Genomic DNA, 19,159 nt, shown 5'->3' with positions numbered 1-19,159 from the left:
TGAATGTTCGTCCGGAAAAATGATGTTATATGGCTACGGTTGTTTGTTCTTTGGCCGCTTCATACCCGGCATTTAATGCCTGTATATTCATATTTACCACTTCGGCACCCTTTCTTTCGAATATTTGACGAACGGAGGTGCTGATATCTTCAAGAGCCATATTAAGAAATGGTACCGCCGCTCCCAGCATCACCATATTGGATGCTTTCGAATGACCGCACTCGGAAGCGATGGCATCCGCATCTACCAGTACATGATTGGGAAGGGCATTCAACTGATCTACCACAGACTGCAATTCAGGATAGTTGTTGATATTGATGAAAGGATGCAGGTTGGTCACCAACCAACCGTCCGGTGAAAGATACGGTAAATAACGTAACGACTCCATCGGTTCTACCGATATGATCACATCGGCTTTTCCTAAAGGAATCAAATCGGAAGCAATGGGATCACTGGATAATCTCAGGTTGGAATATACCGCGCCCCCGCGCTGGCTCATCCCGTGAACTTCCGCTTGCTTGATATGTAGATCATTATTGATGGCAGCCAGCCCGATTACAGTAGCTATAGACAGGATTCCTTGTCCTCCTACGCCGGCCAATATGATATCTGTTTTCATGTATATAAAATTATTTTTAAAGGTCACATGTAATATCCATTTTTATTTATTACTGTGGGCGAACAGTATATTCATGGATATTCCATATATGATATTTGATTTCAGATGGATACAATTCTTTTTATTTTTTACTTCTTGCTCTCCGTGCGGCAGTCTGGATACATTCGCGACGGAATACGATGACGGAGGTTCCTTTGTGCTGAAGCGCTTCTTTCAGGGTTTTTACATTTTCATCATGGAATTTTTTCAGGGGCGTCAATACTTTCAGGCGGTCTTCCGGCAAGCCTAAACCAAGGCAGATCTTTTCAATCAGTCCGTAAGCGGAAGAGGTTTGTCCGCCGGTCATCCCTGTGGTCAGGTTGTCTGATATGATGATGGTGACAGGCGCATTTTCAATCAATACATCCAGCAATCCGGTCATTCCCGAATGGGTGAATGTCGAATCCCCGATGACGGCAACTACGGGAGATAAACCTGCATCAGCAGCACCTTTTGCCATGGTAATGGACGCGCCCATGTCCACACACGAATTAATGGACAGATGAGGAGGCAATGCCCCCAGAGTATAACAACCGATATCCGAAAAAACCCGTCCGGGAGTATGTCCCTGCAAGGCATCATTAAGCGCATTGTACATATCGATATGACCACATCCTTTACATAAGGCCGGGGGACGATTCACCACGATTTCGGGAACCGGGGAGAGATTCTTTTTGGCCATGCCCAGTGCGTCGGCGACAATGTCCGGGGTCAATTCCCCGTCGCGGGGAAGGGTACCGTCCAGGCGTCCGCAAACGGTAAAAGAGGGATTCGGTATCAGCCCTTTCAATTGTTCTTCCACCAGGGTATATCCGTCTTCAAGGACCAGTATTTTTTTACATTGACCGGTGAGTTGTTTGATGTAAGAAACAGGGACAGGATATTGCGATACCTTTACCACAGGGTAGGGGCATGTTTGTCCCGGATAATTTTCCATCAGATAATTATGAGCAATGCCGCATGTGATCACGCCTAAGGATTTGTCCGGGCCATCTATGAACTGATTATAACCGGAGGATACCGATTCCTGTTCAAATTCCGGTTGTTGCCTGAGTAATTTTTTATAGCGCTGGCGTGCAATGCCGGGTAATAAAACAAACTGGCGCGGATCTTCCGGTAAGGATAATTCATTTTGCGGCCTTTTCGTTTTTAAAGCAACACCTGTCCGCGAATGCGCCATGCGTGTCGTAATCCGCATCAATACAGGAACACCCAGTTTTTCGGATATATCAAAACCATAAAAGACCATATCATACGCCTCCTGCTGGCTGGCTGGCTCTAGGATCGGAATCATGGCAAATTTCCCGTAGAAACGTGAATCCTGTTCATTTTGTGATGAATGCATGGACGGATCATCTGCCGAAACCACGATCAACCCTCCATTGACTCCTGTGATGGCGGAATTGATAAATGCATCGGCAGCTACGTTCATTCCAACATGCTTCATACATACCATGGTTCGCTTCCCGCAGTATGACATTCCTAAAGCCGTTTCCATAGCTGTTTTCTCATTTGCCGACCACAAACAATGAATATGCTTCTCTCCGGCTTCCGGCGAAGATTGGATATATTCCATGATTTCTGTGGAGGGAGTCCCCGGATAAGCATATATTCCGGACAATCCGGCATCAATAGCCGCCTGGGCTATTACTTCATCACCTAATAATAATTCCTTATGCATGTGCTGTTTTTAGATTCTAATTTTCGGCTGCAAAGTTACATGAAATTCATCAATTTTTGGTAGTTCGCAAAGAATACATATTTTTGACAGACTTTTTATCTTATTTTACAATTTTAAGATCAGATGAAAGGTTGATAAAATAATCATTACGGTGGATGCCTGGATATTTTATGTGCAATAAAATTGTATGAACACCTGTTATGAAAATAACTGATTTCTCATCTAATTAACAATGACTTATGTCACTGATCAACTCTATTGTAAATAGTTTCAATGCAGGAAGGTTAAAAAAGATCGAACGGTTCAAGAAAAATCCCGGACTGGTACAGGAAAAGATGTGGGCCGGGTTGATCAAAAGAGCAAAGGATACCGAATGGGGTAAGCAATATGATTTTAATAGTATCCGTAATATAAAGGATTTTCAGGACAGATTGCCTTTACAGACTTATGAAGATATCAAACCATATGTGGACCGGATCCGTGAGGGAAAAGACAATATCCTTTGGCCGGGTTCTACCAGATGGTTTGCCAAATCTTCAGGAACAACCGGGAATAAAAGTAAATTCATACCGGTTACCCGGGAAGCATTGATCAAATGTCATTACCAGGGTGGCCGTGACGTGCTTGCCGTCTATGCGAAACAAAACCCGAAAACCAGGGTTTTCACAGGCAGGACCCTTACCCTGGGGGGAAGCCACCAGATCGACAATGTAGATAACCGGAGTTTATATGGGGATCTTTCCGCCATATTGATCCAGAATGTTCCCAGATGGGTCAACTTATTACGGACTCCTCCTTCTGACATCGCATTGCTGGGAGATTTCGAAAAAAAACTGGAGCTGATCACGGAAATATCCGTCAGGCAGCATGTGGTCGGCTTTACCGGGGTGCCTTCGTGGAACATGGTGTTGATGAAACATATCCTGGAACGTACCGGTAAGCAGCATATCATGGAGGTATGGCCGGATATGGAACTGTTTATCCATGGCGGTGTAAGTTTTACCCCTTACCGGGAGCAGTATGAAAAGTTATTCCCTTCCGATAACATGCATTATTTTGAGACCTATAATGCTTCGGAAGGATTCTTTGCATTACAGGATGATCCGGATGACAGCGGCATGTTGCTGATGCTTGACTACCACGTGTTTTTTGAATTTATCCCGCTGAACGAGTTAGGTAAGGAATCTCCTGAAGTGCTGACTATCGACCAGGTGGAAACCGGGAAAAATTATGCCATTGTGATCTCTACGAATGGGGGACTTTGGCGGTATATGATCGGCGATACCGTCACTTTTACTTCCCTGTATCCACATAAAATAAAAATTTCTGGCCGTACCAGGCAATACATCAATGCTTTTGGGGAAGAGATCATTGTGGATAATGCGGAAAAAGCGTTACACGAGGCCTGCAAAACTACCGGGGCCATTATATCCGAATATACTGCAGGGCCTGTATATATGGATCAGGACAACAATGGCGCACACGAATGGCTGATCGAGTTTGAAAAAGAACCGGATGATCTTTCCCGTTTCACTCAGGCACTCGATCAGGCTTTATGTTCGCTGAATTCCGATTATGAAGCCAAACGAAACAACAACATCACATTAAGGATGCCGATTGTACGATCCATGCCTAAGGGATCTTTCTACAACTGGATGAGAAATACGGGAAAACTGGGCGGACAAAATAAGGTGCCGCGACTGGCCAACGACCGGAAATACATTGAGGATATACTGGGAACTACAGTTGCCAAATGATCATCCGAAGGTAATTCTGTCTTAAAAATATGAATAAATGTTTTGAAAATCCGTAATTATCTGATGTTACGCAATAATCCGCTTAGGTTATCTTATCTATTAACATGATCATTACACATAGGAGTGATTTTGATAATATTGCTTTCAAATATCAATATATCAAGGACTGTAAGTCCGTTTTAATTTAGCCCGACGGCAACGTCTCGGGATATTGATCATTTTTGATTCTCCGGGCTGCAAGCCCAGGTTAGCCAGTTAACCTGGGCTTGCAGCCCGATTTGTCCGAATTTGTTTTCATTTCCCAAGGCTGAAGCCATTGGGTTAAAATAACATGACATTTCATGGCGAAACGCTTATTTTGGGAATAAAAATCTAATCTCTGCATAACATCAGTAATTATATAAAAAGTCTATCATTATTTTCCTGTGATGACGAATACCGGAGAACTATTTAGTGAATAATTGAAAAAATAATTGAAATAAAAATCATTGTCTTACAGTGATTTGGTATTTTTTTTCATTGTAAGAAAGAAAAATACATATAAAAATTTCGTTTTTTCTTATTTGAGGATTATATTTGTCTTGTAGTGCTAACTTTTGCAGTAGTCTTTGAGGAGAAATATTTATTAAACTAAAAGCGCGGGAAGACACTGATTGCAAAAGTATACCGGGGAAAACAGTATTACTTGAATGAGGTTTGTTTATCCGGTAGTAGGGCTGACATTGGGTCATTATTGCTCTATAGGGATGATGCAATACTAAAATGTAAATATATTTTAACCATGAGACAAGACCGAAAACATTTATTACGAAGTAAGCAGGTATGTATATGTTCCTGCAGTATCATTTTTTTCTTTCTGCTGTCCGGTTTGCATGCGCAGAGCGATTCCACCGCCATCAAGCGCAGTTTCCAGCAAAGGATGCAACAGCTTCAGCTGACCGGTTATACGGAGTCCACCCGCATGAGCATGCTTTCCCTTCCATCGGCTTACCACTGGTACGTTTCCGTGGATGGCAGCGACAGTAACCCCGGCACCGAAACGGCTCCTTTCCGTACCATCCAGTACGCCATCAACCGTTCCACCAGCGGACAGGGCATCAAGGTGGGCGAAGGCCGCTACACCGAATGCCTCGATTTCAACGGCAAGAGCGTTCAGGTAGTCGGTAACCCCCACGATCCCATGTCCACCATCATCGATGCCGAAGGCCGTGGACGGGTCATCACCATGACCCGCAGGGAAACTGCCAGTACCTTGCTGTGCGGTTTCACGCTGACCGGTGGCAGCGCCGTTTCCACCGTTTACCCCGACCACCATGGCGCCGGTATCTACCTGTTTGATAATGCCAACCCGGTACTCTCCGACCTGGTCATCACCGGCAATACGGCCAGCAGCGTTTCTGCCCTCGCCGCCCTGCACAGTTCCGCCCCCACAGTCCGCAATGTGCTCATCTACGGCAACACCAGTTTTGGAGGTCTGGACGTGCGTATCCACAATAACATCAGCAATGCCCGTTTCCACAATGTGACACTGTCCGATGGGCAAGGCAGCGAGCGCGCTTCGATCCTTGTCTCTTCCAACTCCACCCTTGAAGTAAAGAACAGTATCCTGTACAATTCCTCCTATGCGAACGAACTGGAAGTCAGCGCCTCGATCCTTAACGTCAGCTACACCAACATCAAGGGTGGCAGCGGGAGTATCTTCCGGCACAGCGGAACGATCAACACCGGCGCCGGGATCATCAATGTCGTTCCCGGTTTTGTGGACCCCCCTTCAGGCAAGTACCAGTTGACGGCCGGTTCCCCGTGCATCGACATGGGAGATCCGGCAGCCGGATGGAACGACCTGAACGCCCCGCCCTCCCGCGGTACCGTCCGCAACGACCTGGGCGCTTACGGCGGACAGGTTACCGCACAACCCTACCAGGAAACCCTTCCCACCATCCGTAAAGTACGTTTCAGCTACGATCCCTCCGGCAATATGAAAAGCCGCGAGAAAATACTGGTGAGCCAGGCACAAAGTTTCAGCCGTTTAAAATCAGGAAATATGCAGGATTACCAGTGGGAAGAGGCCGATTGGGATACCCCGGTGCCGACGCCTGTCGAAGAACAGCTACAAGAGAATAAAGTCACCATCTACCCCAACCCCACCAGGGGTGACCTGAGGGTAGACATTACCGGTGAGATTCCCTCCGGCTCGATGATCTACCTGTACAACAGCAGCGGTTCCCCTGTCCGCCATTGGGCGAACCTTTCCGGCTCCAACCAGCTGGACATTCCGGAGTTACCTGCGGGTACCTACCTGATGCGGTTGATCCTGGGCAAGGAAGCCGGCGTATGGAAAATTATCAAGCAATAAAGAAATCATATCTATGATAAATACATTTACTATGAGCCACCAACCACTCAACCATTCAATAATGAGCACCTGTATATCTACCCATATCAGAAATATTATTTTATACTGTATTGTTATTTTATGTCCGTATATCCCTGTAAACGGGCAAAAACAGGAAACAACCCGGTTACAGTCCCTATCAGCCGACGATGAACTGATCAGTAAGATATCGTCCATGGCAGGCGTAGGATGCGACACGGTGAAAATGAAACAAATCCTGCAAAAGTTTTCCGCAACCAAAGACCCGTCCATTTCCGGACAGCAGTTAGCGCAACTGAAATCCGAGATCGGGCAGTTGACAGAAAGCGGTAAGCGCACCATGCAAAGCAGAACGCTTTCCGTAGGATATCCCGACGAGTTACCTGTTACTTTTCAATGGTATGTATCCCCGGCAGGCAACGACAATAATCCGGGAACGTCACAGGCGCCGTTCCGCAGCATACAGAGGGCCGTTGATGCAGCCTCATCAGGCGATGCCGTAAAAATAGAAGACGGCAAATATAACGGCTACGTTATCCTGGAAAATAAGGATATCTATCTGATAGGCAACCTGTATTGCCCCTATGCCGTTATCCTGGATTCGTACGGTTTCGATCCGACCCCGGTATTGAATATCTCCGGCGGGTCGCCGGAAATCCACGGAATGACCCTGATGCGGGGAACCACCGGTATAAACATCTCCAATGCCTATCCCTATCTTTCACACCTTATCATTAAGCAAAACTCCGGACAGGCGATCGATACCGGCGGGACTTTTTATTTCGCACTGTACAATTCGCTGCTGTACAACAACAATGCAGGCGGAGGACCAGTGGTTCTCCTGGAACCACCCACTTCCGGGTACGGAGTAGCAGAGATCCGTAATGCTACCATCACAGACAATAAAGGTACACACACTTTTTCCATTTCTTCAGGCGGACCAGCTTATCTTTATCTGTACAATAGCATTATCTTTAACTGGAGTATTGAACAGGAAATAGTTATATACGGCATGGCCGGAACCGCTTCCGTGTCTTATAGCCACCTAAGTAACTGGCCCATTTACGAAGAAGACAGCCGGATATATCTCGATCATCTGATTGGTTCCGATCCGGAATTCAAAAGTATTTTCTATTCCCGGATACCCATTTATGATCTGAGCGATTCCTCCCCCTGTATCGATGCCGGCGATCCGGGCAGCGAATGGAACGACCGGTTCGGAAAAGGTACCGCCAGGTGCGATATGGGCGCCTACGGGTGGGAATCCAGGATGATAGCGGAAGATAGCTATTACACCATGTATGATATTTACGGGGACAACATCCTTAACCCTTTTCTTACAGACACCTACTCAGGAGATTTTACCTATGAAGATACACAACAAATAGAAGATTTCACGGAACAGTATACCGCAGTTCCGGGGACAGATGTTTTTTACCAGTTCCGGATTGACAAGCCCGTGGACATAGAGATCAGCCACTGCGGTTCCGGAATTTCCGGGAACACCTATATTGCCCTGTTCGATGCATCCGGGAATGTGATTGCAGAAAGCAGGGATGATACGGAAAGCTGTCCGCAATATGCCACCCTGACCCATTTAAAGCTGACACCCGGTTCTTACTATGTGGTGTCTAAATCTTTATCGGCCTCCTCCGGCTCCATGAAAACCACCATTAAAGGCTTTTTCAGGGGCGACCGCCTGGACAGTCCCATTAATTCCGGGGAATACCATACCGGATTTCAATACAGCGATCCTCAGGATACCAACGATTTCACCAATACGGATCCCCAGAACCCTTCTAATGATATCTACTACAAGCTGATTATTACCAAAAAAATGGATGTGGTCATTTCCCACTGCGACGATTCGTCCATTTCCGGCACCTATATACAACTGCTGGATAAGGACGGCCACCTTATTGCCTATAATGACCGTTCGATCACTACCTATTCCCCTTCTGTCGTAGACGAAGCAACCATACTGAACAGCAATCCCGGAGCAGGCACCCTCGAAACCTGCAAAGGATTTGTCCTCGAGCCCGACTTTCATTTTGCCGCTGATGCGAACAACAGCCTTACCCTCAGGACCAATGAATCACTTTGCCGGATCGAAAATACTCCCGAAGGAGAAGGTTGTCCCTCCGGGCAGCAGGCCTATCTGAAAATTTCCGGGCTTGAAGCCGGCACCTATTATATCGTATCGGAAGGATACAGTCAGAATGGATTGGTTACCACTAATATACAAGGATATGAGATCGATTATCCCGATGATTTTCATTACCCGGATCCTCTGCCAACCGAAGGGAACCACCCTTCCGAAACAGCTCCCGTAGGGATGACTGCCGGTACATTCAATGTCGGCGCTACCGGTGCAGCCACTTACAGTATTCCTATCGCGGTCCCCACCGGAGTAAACGGATTACAACCCTCCCTGTCGGTCACATACAACAGCCAGGCAGGTAACGGCATTGCCGGGTGGGGATGCAGCCTTTCCGGCATATCAGCCATCACACGGAGGCCAAAGACCATTTATCATGACGGGAAAGCCGGTCCGGTCGAGTATGAGTACAACGAACATATGGATTTGTCCCTGGATGGCCAGGTGTTGATCAGAAATGGGATTTCCGCAGGAGTCAATACCGTTTTTTATCCCGAAAGCGATCCGTATACAGCCGTTGTGCTGAGAGGAAGCATTTCCGATCCCTGGTTTGAAGTAATCACCAAGGACGGTACGATATACCGTTACGGCAGTACCTTATCCAGTAAACAAGGATCCGGCAGAACCCACACCTGGTACCTGGACCGCGTTACCGACCCGTATGGTAATTATATGAGCTATTCCTACAGTCCGGTGAACCAGTATATCTACCTGACAGGAATTACTTACGGGTACAATACCAATATCACTCGCGCTACATCCCATAATGTAACGTTAGAATATGAGACCCGTCCGGATATCACCCCCTTTTACCTTCGGACCACCAGGGGCGAGATGAACCGCCGTTTGAAAAAAATAACGACAAAAACCGGATCGGAAATATTCCGCGAATATCATTTTGCATACAGCAACGCCGACCAGTTTTCGCGGCTGGCTTCCGTTACGGAAAAGAACGGGAGTGGAGAAGCCTTGAAACCGGTAACCTTCCAGTGGAGTACCTATGGAAGTTCTAACGATCATACTGTCCAAAATCTGACATTATATTCTTCCATCAATCCGTTCAAAAGCCAGATATTTGCCACTGCCGACCTGAATGGCGACGGAATCAGCGATATCATTGGGATTACACCCGGCTATGATTCCCTGTCCGTAAGAGGCACTTTGTCCCAGCAATTTATTTCCGAGAAAACCCCGGACGGCAGCTATAGGTATATTTCTGATTATCCTAAGTTGCTGCCGCAGAGCTACCAATTCAATAACTGGACCCAGCAGGTGGAGCAGATGGCCTTCAACCCTTTGGGCGACGGTAAACAATATTTACTGGCCCCCGTGTATCCGGATAATATGACTGGAGGACCGAAGGTCATGTTTTATGTATACAATCATGAAAATGTGAACGGAAACCCAAGTGTTCCTCAGGTAGTTCCAACTCCCTATGATCGTAATGGGATACTGGACCTGACAGCCAGCAGCGAACTTCCTGCTTATGCTACCGGGGATATTGATAATGACGGGAAAGAGGAGATCATTTATATAGAAAAAGGAGCCAGAGATGGATATTATCCGGCTAAAATCGGGAAATTAGAAAAACTTGATGGAATCCATAAACCGGTATTTAAAAGTTGGACCGACCGGAGGTTGGACTTACCCTCCAAGCCGGAAAAAATATTCATTGCCGATTTTAACGGCGATGGGATGAATGATTTGCTGGTATTTTATTCGGGAGGACATACCCTGTATTTTAACCAGGGAAGTTCAAAGTCTTATTTTGATGATAACCGGAAAGAAACACCATCATACACTGCCAACAAATATTCGGCGCTACAGGTGGGTGATTTTAACGGTGACGGTTTACCCGATCTGATTTTGAATAATACAGATGATCCCGACTGGTATTTTTTACTGAATCAGGGTAACGGCACCTTTATCAGGGGTTCCGAACCAGCCATTACCTTGCCGGACATGCATGATCATGACTTTACTGCAAAAGACAACCACCGGTTCAGTTGTATGGTGCTGGACCTTGACTTTGACGGTAAATCCGATGTGGTGATCACCAAAGGGATTTATGATCAGGAAAGTACATGGGGGAACTTCCGGGAAGTCAAAACCATCTGGTTGCGTTCCACCGGCAGTACGTTAACACCTATCGTTCCACCGGTAGTCTCCTCATTTGAAGACAATGGCAATAATGCCTTTTTCATTGCCGGGGACTTTAATGGTGACGGCCATTCGGAGATCGCCAATTATGGACACAATTGCTTTATCGGCGGTACTACCGGAAGGGAGTGGCGGGTATATCAACGTAACGGGCTGCAACCCGAAAATGGTTTGCTCACTTCCCTGACTGACGGTATGGGGCACCAAACCAGTATCGGATATGCTAACTTTACCGATCCGGATTTTTATACTAAAGGTGTGGGAGGAATTTATCCGGTGATGGATATTCAACCGGCTATGATGGCCGTAAAAGAAGTGACGGTCCCGGATGGCGTCGGCGGCACTTCCGTGACGACCTATAAATATGAAGGATTGAAAATTCATCTGACAGGTAAAGGGCTGTTAGGGTTGACAAAAACAAAAGCCACCAACGATATTTCCGGAATGACTGTGGAATCAGGCATTCGATCATGGAACGAGCGATATACCCCGAAGACCGTTTATCAGCGTACCCTGTTGGGTGACAAAATTATCGATTCGACCAGAATCGTATATGCATTGATCGACAAAGGCCCGAATCAATATTTTACCCATCCCGGCATACAGGTTAAGAAAGACGAGTATGGGAATATGGTTACTATCGCCCGTACTTATGACGATAATGGTAATATTACCCGGGAAAAGACAAAATACGGTACGAACGACAACATGTACCAGACTACATATTATTCGGATTACGTACCTACAGTAGGAATCTGGATCCCGCACAAGCCCCAAAAAATAACCATGGTACAGAAACACCCGGATGATTTGGATTCCTGTGTAGTACGAACCGAATATACCTATGACGGCAGCAAGAACCATATCCTTTCACGGAAAGACAATGCCCATGCCGGGGACAAGGCAGTTACCACCCTTTATACCTATGACACCTGGGGGAACGCCCTGAGTGAAACCGTCAGCGCCACAGGCGTGCCCACCACTTCCCGGAAGTTCGAATACGACCGTTCCGGACGCTTCCCGGTCAGGAAATCTTTTGTTCCCGCCTCTTCTGCGGCGAGCTATATTTATGATACCTGGGGAAATATGCTGACGGAGACCGATGAGACCAATTCCGCCGATAAGTTCACTACTACACATACCTATGACGGGTGGGGCCGTCGTACGGCAACTATCACCCATGACGGGCACAAACAAACCTACAGTACCGGCTGGGGTAGTTCGTTAAGCAGGAAATACTATACCCTGACCCAGGGTAACGGTATTCCCTGGGTAAAGACCTGGTACGATGCTTCGGGGCGTGAAACTAAAACAGAGACCATAGGACCGGAAGGCATGCCTATCAGTTCTGTAAAGGCTTATGATGAAAAAGGGCTGGTAAAAGCGGATACCACTGTACAGGGAGCATTGACTACCTGGGCAGGTTATCTCTATGATCCACAGGGCAGGAAAACAGAAGAAAGCTATAGTAACGGGAAAAATGTATCCTATACCTATGGTAACCGGATAGTAACCACTTTGGTAAACAGAGGAGAAGAAAACCCGGAAACATATACCCGGACCTATGATGCCTGGGGAAATGTCAAAACCTCCAGTGATCCTGCCGATGAGGTCAGCTATACTTATTATTCCAACGGAAAGCCGGCATTTATCACCGCCGGTCAGGGCACCACTTCCGCCAGATTCGAGATGGAATACGATGGCGTAGGCAACCAGACCGCCTTAGTCGATCCCAATGCCGGCCGGATCGAATACCGCTACGACGCCCTGGGGAGGGTGATCCGGCAGAAAGATGCCAAAGGACAGATACAGGGCACCGCTTATGACGCCCTGGGAAGGGTAGTAGCCGATACGTTGGGTAATGAGATCACCCAATATACCTATGTCCCTTCCGGCAATGGCATCTACCAATTGCAGAAAGTGCAGGCAGACGACAAGTCCATCAGTTACACCTATGACCGCTTTGGCCGGGTGGTCACCGAGAAACGTCAGATGGACGGGGAAAGCGACCTTCATTTTGCCTTTAGCTACGATGCCTTCGACCGGTTGAAGAAAACGACCTATCCGGAAGGATTTGAGATCATCAATGATTACGATGCCTATGGTAACCGGGTAAAAGTAACCGCAGGCGCACAACCCATATGGGAGCTGGCGGGCTATACCGGCAGGGTGACTACGGCGATACTGGGCAGCAACATGACATCCGTTACCACCCGGGATGAACAGGGGTTATTGACCGGGTTGCGTACCTCTATAGGCAACACCGATATCCGTCATTTCACCTACCGGTTCAACAGTAGCAGCGGCAATCTGGAATCCCGCACGGGCATGGTCCCTAAAACGGAAAGCTTCGAATACGACCATAACAGGTTGCATGTGGTAAAACACGATGACGAAGAAAAGATGAAGATTGAATACGAAGCCAACGGCAATATCAAAACAAAAACCGGCCTGGGCAGTTATGACTACCATCCGTCCAGGGTACATGCTGTGGAATATGTTGATAATACCGGCGATCTTCTGAACTGGCGCGGTCAAACCATTGAATATACCGCTTTCCATAAGGCAAGCAACATCAAGGACACCACGGAAAATGATGAAGCCCTTGAACTGGATATTATTTACGGTCCGGAACAACAACGGTGGAAATCCGAATTAAAAAAGGACGGTATTGTTATAAAAAGTACGATCTTTGCAGGAGATTACGAAAAGATCACGGAAAATGGGATAACACGGCATCTATATTATATTTCGGGCGGCGACGGCCTGGCAGCAGTCTATGTAAAGCAGGCAGGCGAGCAGGATAAGACGTATTATGCGCATACCGACCATCTGGGAAGCATTGTTAAACTGACGGATAACAACGGCAATCCGGTCTTCCAGGCCAGTTATGATGCCTGGGGGCTGCAAACATTATCCGAAAGTAATACTTTTACCTTTCATCGCGGCTATACTGGTCATGAACACCTGCCTGAGTTCGGACTGATCAATATGAATGGTAGGATGTACCATCCGGTGCTCGGAAGGTTTTTAAGTCCCGATCCTTTTGTGCAGGCGCCGGAGTATTCACAGAACTTTAACCGGTATAGTTATTGTCTGAATAATCCGTTAGTATATACCGACCCTAGTGGGGAATGGATTCATTTACTTGCAGGTGCTTTAATCGGAGGAATTTCAAACTGGGCTACAAACGGAGCAAACTTTACGTGGGAAGGTCTAGGATATTTCGGAGTAGGCGCTTTAACAGGGGCACTAAGTGCAGGTGTCGGTGTCGGCGCTCAAACTGCTTCATCCGGAGCATCTTTTTGGGCTGGTTTTGTTGGTAATCCCCAAGGGATATCAACTATTCTTAATGTTGGTTATACATCAAGTTTTTTTCACGGAGCTATGACTGGGGGGTTATCCGGATTTACAGGAGGATTTGGTATAAGTTTCGGTAACTCATTACTTAAAGGCGAAAGTCTTAAAGACGCTTTTGGAGGAGGCCTAACTGCCGGACTGATTTCCGGTTTATCCGGGGCACTTGTCAGTGGAATTTCTGATGGAATAATTGCTTCAGCACAAGGTCGGCATTTTTGGAGAGGAGGTAAAATTTATAAAGGAACAATGGCAGATCAAAGTACTGTCCTTGGAACACCTGTTGGACAAAGGGGACGAAGAAATTGTTTGGCAGCAAATGTTGAATACATTGATCGATCATTTGGTGGAGACTTGTCTCAAGAATCAGTTAGAAATTGGATGGGAGGTGATCCAGATCTTGATTTATTAATAGATGGATTGATATGGGATAAATATATGCTTGAAAGTGGTCATAAAGTTATAGGAGTAGATGCTCGGAGTGTATCATTAGGCGAAATTTCAAGAAGTATGAATCAAGGTGCAAGAGTATCTGTTAATTTAAGGACAGATAACGGACATAGTGTCACTATCAGAAGCATTCAGATGAAAGCAATTACAAAACCCAATGGTGATTTATTAAGAAAAAGGATATTCTATTATATAGCAGATCCCCGAAATGGTGGGCAAACTTTCCGTTTATCTTCCAAGGATATTTCTAATGCTTACAATATTTTCTTTATATATCCATAACATCTAAAATATACGATAATGTATCACCCATGTCATGAAAAACAATTTTTATTATCGGACTTTGGTTTCTTTATAAGAAAAGGAATTAGTTTCGTGATTCTTTTTTGTATATATTCTGTTTCATATGCGCAAAATATACCACAACATGACATAGACATTTTAAATAAAAAATTATTTAAAAAATTAAAGAAAACCAAATGTTACACCAAAAATGAAAATTATAAAATTATTCATACTTTTTGGGTTCAATATGATAAAAAAATAGATAAAGATGATTTCCTTAACCAGTCTTTTCTAACACATCTTAAACCATCTTATCATAAATATGGAATAAGAAAAAGAAATTACCTCAATAGCTATGCTAAAATTATTAATTCCAAAAGAGATATAGTAGCATTTACAGATGGAAATATAATGAACTGTATTGACTTATCTGATTCTGATTTAACAACTCAATATGTAAATATGATAGAAACAATAGAAAAACTAAAAATAAACTTATTATTTTATATTATGGGTACTAATCTTTCTTTTAGTTTTGGAGTTACAGAAGAATCTAAAATTTTTGTTTTTAGACAACAAAAAAATTTGACTGAAATATTTACAATAAATGAATTTGTAAATTGTTGTTGGGTTGATTGGGATTAAAATTTTTTATAATATCATTGTGAAAGAGCAGACGGGAGCATTTGACCAAAACTATTATGCGCATACCGCCCTTCCGTTGAGCGGCAAATGTTTTGCCGCCCAACGGAAGGGAGAGGTTATTATTTCCCTGATCAATATAATTATCCAATCGAAGTTGTTGCGTCAAGAATGAATAGTGGACAAAAAGCATTGATGTATATGGATTCAGAAAGAGCCATTGGGCATTTAGTTAATGTAAAAACAATAGTTAGAAAAATTATAACTAAGCCAAATGGTTTTTCTATTAATAGATATAAACTTAATGTTATGATGGGGAATGGGTTTCAAAATGTAAAACTTAGTACAAAAAATTTATTTTATATATTAAAATGGGAAAAAGATATTTGGCCGGTATTTTCTTGTTTTTTATAATCAAGTGCAATGCTCAAACTGCATTCATTTATCAAAATGATACTCTTATAAAAAGTGCAGATATAAAATTATCTGAATTAATCATATTAGAATATTTTAAAGAACAAAAATGTTACAATTCAAATTCTATCATAAATAATATATTTATTTTTTCGTTTCAGATGGATAGTACTTTTGAAAAAGAAGATTTTTTGTTAAAGAAATTTATGATCAATTTGACACCATATTATCATTTTGTCAAAAAGAAGAACATAAAGAAAATAATACGGGATATTAGAACAGATCAAAATCCATCTAAAGTACTTACAATTAATGGCGGGTATTTATATGATGAATGTGAAAAGCCTTTGGCAAGTATTCAAATGTCGAGAGTATACTGCTCTATGTTTTCTGAGCAATATTTTAAGGATTTTTTGAAAAATACAAAGCAGAATAATATTAATTTTTGGTTTTATATACACGATCCTAAATACGGTAAGTTTATAGGAATTATCGGCATTGATAATTTGAATAACCTTTGGGTAATACATGAAAAAAAAGGGGGATTTATGTCCTTTGGTGATTTTATTCAAGAATATTGGGACGAGTGGCAAAAGGAAAAAACAGATCGAAGTAGATATTTATAATTTATATACAAAAAATAAAAAAAAATAGCAATAAAAGTAGAATATTTCATACATTCAAAAAGATCGGAGTTGATGTAAATCGCTATGGTGCATGGTGGCAAACGGCTTCACATCAATTGAATAGTGCAAGTTATAATCAAGCATGGAGGGCGTTTTTTATAGCCAATCCTAATCCAAATAAAGCACAGATTTATAATGAATTATTAAGATTAAAAATATTTTATGGATTTTAAACAATTTTATCAATTATCCAATAAAGACACAAGGGGCATGTTTTATGCTTCATCAAAGGATGATTTAGACAGTTATAAACTTTTCAGGGGAGAATTGGAATTGAATTCACCAATTAAGTTTTATCCCAATATTGGAAAGAAGATATATGATGTAGTAGGTACGGGATATGCTGTTTTTGATTTATTTTCAAGCAATATAATCAACGTATTGGTAGAGAATCAGATAACAGGGTGGAAAACATACCCCCTAGATGAGCGGAATGTATATTGAGGATTGGGCGGCAAATGTTTTGCCGCTCGGAATATCAGGCAATTTGTAATTGCCGCTTGATATCAAGTGCTTTTAAGCAGACTGCTGAACTGGCGCGGACAAACCATTGAATATACCGCTTTCCATAAGGCAAGCAACATTAAGGACACCACCATGAACGACGAAGCCCTTGAACTGGATATCATTTACGGTCCGGAACAACAACGGTGGAAATCCGAATTAAAAAAGGACGGTATTGTAATAAAAAATACGATCTTTGCAGGAGATTACGAAAAGATCACGGAAAATGGGATAACACGGCATTTATACTATATTTCGGGAGGCGACGGATTGGCGGCGGTCTATGTGAAACAACCCGGAACGTCTGATCAAACCTATTATGCGCATACCGATCATCTGGGGAGCATAGTCAAACTGACGGACAACAACGGTACTCCGGTCTTTCAGGCCAGTTATGATGCCTGGGGCCTGCAAACGTTATCCGAAAGTAATACCTTTACCTTCCATCGCGGTTATACCGGTCATGAACACTTACCTGATTTCGGTTTGATCAATATGAACGGTAGGATGTACCATCCGGTACTCGGAAGGTTTTTAAGTCCTGATCCTTTTGTACAGGCCCCGGAGTATTCGCAGAACTTTAACCGGTATAGTTACTGTCTGAATAATCCGCTGATCTATACTGATCCTGATGGAGAGGTATTTTGGCTTATTCCTGCTGCGATCATTGTTACAAAAGCAGCTATAAATGTAGCAAAGAATTGGGATCATATAAAAGTGGCGGGAAATGGATGGCAAGCTGCCGGTAGAGTTTTAGGATATGCGGGTATCGGAGCAGTTGATGGTGCAATTAGTTACTATGCACCGGGGGGTGGAAGCATATTGGGCGGAACATTAACAGAGGGATTAAACTCAACAATGCGTGGATATTCTTTAAAACAAATAGCGATAAATACCGGAATAAGTTTTTTTTCGAATGCTGTAGGATATGGAGTTGGTAAAGGATTTTCTCACCTAACAAAGCAAGGATTATCAGCATTGAATGTTACAAGTCCTTTTATCAATAAAATATTGCCACCCATAATAGGAAATGTTACAGGCGATTTTGCTGCAAACACAACTTATTTTTATACGAGATATGACAGGGAATATTCTAACAAAGGCGATCAATTTCTTGATGCTTTAAAGTATTCCGCCAGACCTGAGAATATTCTATCTTCTGTGGCAAGCGGAGTAGTTGAAGGGTCAATTGATTACTTTCAATACAGGAGAGAATTAAAAGCAAAAAGAAACACACCAATACTACCCCCAAGTCCACTTGATTTAAACAAGTCAAATACTTCCCCAACTATTGACGTACCGCTGTCAGTACCACAGCCTATACCGGAAATAAACCCGCCATTGCCAAGAGTTGAGATTTTCCCAAAATCTCCGGTACCGAGTAGAAGGCCAAGAGTTCGTGTTTTTGACGACGTACAAAACCGATGGATTTACTTTTAGGATTTTTAAATATTTAATTAAAATAAATCAAATGAAAAAGATAAAGTGGACAAAAAGGAATATTCTGATTTGGGGTATGCTAACTGTTTTTGCATTCATAGTAATTAAAATTGCTTCCCGAAGTATTGAAAATGATGTAAAAAGCCTTTTAGAAAACTGTGAATATACTGTTGGAACAGTTAAAGTTTTCTTTATACCCAATAAGCCGCCGGATCCATATTTAAGATATAAATATTATGTTGATGGTACTGAAATTGAAGGGCGGGAATATCATAATTTAGTATTAACAAGAGGTATGAAAGGAGCAGAAGTAGATGAACGTTATATTGTTGCCTACTCTAAAAAGAATGTAAAAGAAAGTGTGATGTTATTCAAATATCCAATAAAACAAGCCGGTGATTTTGAAAAATATCTTGAAGAATTTAAGATCAATCCACCGAGGTAAGCGGAATATCAGGCAATTATTAATTGTCTCGTCCTGAAATAGCGTTACAAAAAACAATAGTTCTTTGATTATATAGAATTTTATTGGCAGCGGTCTATGTAAAATAGGCTGGCGAGCAGGATCGGACGTATTATGCGCATACCGATCA

12 protein-coding genes are annotated in these 19,159 nt (G+C 43.5%); 9 read left to right on the top strand and 3 right to left on the bottom strand.

Annotation, left to right across the window (positions count from 1 at the left end):
- Positions 1-25 precede the first annotated feature (25 nt).
- Positions 26-619, bottom strand: a complete 594-nt coding sequence (locus LBQ60_05935; GenBank protein MDR2037445.1) for an indolepyruvate oxidoreductase subunit beta — start codon at positions 617-619, stop codon at positions 26-28.
- 121 nt (positions 620-740) lie between these two features.
- Positions 741-2,339 (bottom strand): indolepyruvate ferredoxin oxidoreductase, encoded by a 1,599-nt coding sequence (locus LBQ60_05930; protein MDR2037444.1) that lies wholly within the window; start codon positions 2,337-2,339, stop codon positions 741-743.
- Positions 2,340-2,578: 239 nt separating this feature from the next.
- Here LBQ60_05930 and LBQ60_05925 point away from each other — a divergent pair, with 239 nt between their 5' ends.
- Positions 2,579-4,096, top strand: coding sequence for a GH3 auxin-responsive promoter family protein (locus LBQ60_05925; GenBank protein MDR2037443.1), 1,518 nt, complete (start codon positions 2,579-2,581; stop codon positions 4,094-4,096).
- A gap of 805 nt (positions 4,097-4,901) precedes the next feature.
- Here LBQ60_05925 and LBQ60_05920 read toward each other — a convergent pair.
- Positions 4,902-5,270: a hypothetical protein gene (locus LBQ60_05920; protein MDR2037442.1), complete on the bottom strand. Its 369-nt coding sequence runs from the start codon at positions 5,268-5,270 to the stop codon at positions 4,902-4,904.
- On the opposite strand from LBQ60_05920, the gene LBQ60_05915 reads away from it, so the two are divergent.
- From LBQ60_05915 to LBQ60_05880, 8 genes are all read left to right on the top strand, one after another.
- On the top strand, positions 5,154-6,452 hold the full coding sequence (locus tag LBQ60_05915) for a T9SS type A sorting domain-containing protein (protein MDR2037441.1): 1,299 nt from the start codon (positions 5,154-5,156) through the stop codon (positions 6,450-6,452). The two genes, LBQ60_05920 and LBQ60_05915, sit on opposite strands and share 117 nt — an antisense overlap.
- A gap of 31 nt (positions 6,453-6,483) precedes the next feature.
- The gene (locus LBQ60_05910) at positions 6,484-14,877 is read left to right on the top strand and encodes an FG-GAP-like repeat-containing protein (GenBank protein MDR2037440.1); all 8,394 of its coding nucleotides are present in this window, start codon (positions 6,484-6,486) and stop codon (positions 14,875-14,877) included.
- Positions 14,878-14,895: 18 nt separating this feature from the next.
- On the top strand, positions 14,896-15,525 hold the full coding sequence (locus tag LBQ60_05905) for a hypothetical protein (protein MDR2037439.1): 630 nt from the start codon (positions 14,896-14,898) through the stop codon (positions 15,523-15,525).
- Between the two features lie 87 nt (positions 15,526-15,612).
- The gene (locus LBQ60_05900; protein MDR2037438.1) at positions 15,613-15,936 is read left to right on the top strand and encodes a hypothetical protein; all 324 of its coding nucleotides are present in this window, start codon (positions 15,613-15,615) and stop codon (positions 15,934-15,936) included.
- A complete protein-coding gene (locus tag LBQ60_05895; GenBank protein MDR2037437.1) occupies positions 15,894-16,562 on the top strand; it encodes a hypothetical protein in 669 nt (222 codons plus the stop codon). The genes LBQ60_05900 and LBQ60_05895 overlap by 43 nt, the downstream gene beginning before the upstream one ends.
- Positions 16,563-16,784: 222 nt before the next feature.
- Positions 16,785-17,066 (top strand): hypothetical protein, encoded by a 282-nt coding sequence (locus tag LBQ60_05890; protein ID MDR2037436.1) that lies wholly within the window; start codon positions 16,785-16,787, stop codon positions 17,064-17,066.
- Positions 17,067-17,132: 66 nt separating this feature from the next.
- On the top strand, positions 17,133-18,566 hold the full coding sequence (locus LBQ60_05885; protein MDR2037435.1) for a hypothetical protein: 1,434 nt from the start codon (positions 17,133-17,135) through the stop codon (positions 18,564-18,566).
- A gap of 31 nt (positions 18,567-18,597) precedes the next feature.
- Positions 18,598-19,011 carry a hypothetical protein gene (locus tag LBQ60_05880; protein MDR2037434.1) on the top strand — a complete coding sequence of 138 codons (414 nt, stop codon included), beginning with the start codon at positions 18,598-18,600 and terminating at the stop codon, positions 19,009-19,011.
- Positions 19,012-19,159 lie beyond the last annotated feature (148 nt).

The sequence above is a fragment of the Bacteroidales bacterium genome, from assembly GCA_031275285.1.
Taxonomy (GTDB): Bacteria; Bacteroidota; Bacteroidia; order Bacteroidales; family UBA4181; genus JAIRLS01.
The sequence above is the reverse complement of the archived record's forward strand: the minus strand, read 5'-3'. Positions and strand labels throughout refer to the sequence as shown.